Source organism: Curtobacterium sp. HSID17257, from assembly GCF_003989515.1.
Classification (GTDB): Bacteria; Actinomycetota; Actinomycetes; order Actinomycetales; family Microbacteriaceae; genus Curtobacterium.
The window spans coordinates 1-1346 of record NZ_RBLU01000221.1; the positions used below are offsets into that span (position 1 = coordinate 1).

Sequence of the window (1346 nt, forward strand, 5' to 3'; positions counted from 1 at the left end):
GCCGTGGCGGTGGTGACCGCGCCGTGGTCGACTCGGGCACCATCACGTGCACGCAGGCAGAGCCGGGCGGCGACGTCGACGTCACGATCGACGGTGCCGTGACGGACGCTGCCCGTGTACCCGGGCGTCCTGCGTGAGCAGGCCGGCCTCGGCGCGGGCGCGCTCGATCGTGTCGGACGACTCGGCACGGGCGCGGGTCAGCTCGTCGGTCGCACGGGACCGGGCGTCCTCGAGGGTCGCCGACGCCTCCTGTCGGGCTTCGCGCAGCAGCCGCTCGGCCTCGTTCCGGCTCGACGCGCGGAGACGCTGGGCGTCGATGTCCGCCTGGCTGATCAGCCGGGTGGACTGCTCCTCGGCCACGCGCAGGGTGGACTCGAGGCGGGTGCCGAGACCGCTGTAGGTCGGGGTGCCGGCTTCGTCGAGCTCACCCTGCAGGTCGGCGACGCGGGCCTGCAGGAGACGGATCTCCTTCGCGGCCTCGGCGCGGTCGGTGTTCGACTTGATGAGCTCCCGACGGAGCTCGTTCACCGAGCGGTCGACCTCGTCGCGGCGGTACCCGCGCAGCTCGGTCCCGAACTCGGCCTCGTCGTTCGCCACGTGTTGCTCCTGGGGGTCGGCGGAGGGCCAGCCCTTGGCCCGCGGACGAGTCTAGTGGCGGCCCGTCGGCCCCGACTGTGCCCGCGGACAGCGGTGGAGGATGCGACTTCCAGGGTGCCTCGCTATCCTGGAGCGCTGATTCGCGCGCCGATCCCCCCACCCCCGGCGCGGTAGGGAGAAGATCCGTGCGATTCGTCCTGGCGATCGTCAGTTTCGTCATCGGTCTGCTGCTCGTCGGTCTCGCGGTCGGGCAGCGCACCGTCTTCGCGCCACCCTCGTCGCTCGTCGCACAGTCGTCGAGCTCGGCCTCGGCCCCGGTGACCGTGATCCCGGGTTCGACGCTCACCGCGAACCCCGGCTACCAGCGCATCAACGTCGCGGGCTCCGGCACCGTCTTCGCCGCCTACGGCAAGACCGCCGACGTCGACGCGTGGATCGGCGACGCGAAGCACACCACGCTGCGCTTCGACGCCGAGCAGGACCGCCTGGTGGGCCGTACGACGGGTTCCGGTGACTCCGTGCCCGACCCGAAGGGCAGCGACCTCTGGTACCAGGAGTGGGACGGCGCGGGGCAGTTCACCGTCCGGCTGCCCGCCGACGTCTCCGTGGTGGTCCTCGCCGACGGGTCGACCGCCCAGCCCCACCGGTCGCGCGCGAACTGCGCGAACGCCGGAGCGAGCGGCCCGGGGCCGTCGAGGTACCCGAGGTCGGACTGTTGCACCCGCTCGACCAGCGCCTGGCGGATCGCC

At 72.7% G+C, this 1346-nt stretch carries 1 protein-coding gene and 1 pseudogene; one reads left to right on the forward strand and one right to left on the reverse strand.

All coding sequences use genetic code 11. The annotated features are described in order from the left end of the window. Nucleotides 1–81 precede the first annotated feature (81 nt). Complete coding sequence (locus D8M35_RS16135; protein WP_126892719.1) at nucleotides 82–597, reverse strand: DivIVA domain-containing protein; 516 nt, start codon at nucleotides 595–597, stop codon at nucleotides 82–84. Nucleotides 598–782: 185 nt separating this feature from the next. Between D8M35_RS16135 and D8M35_RS16450 the strand changes: the two are divergent. Continuing rightward, nucleotides 783–1346 (forward strand): annotated as a pseudogene (locus D8M35_RS16450) (hypothetical protein); the annotation flags it as partial.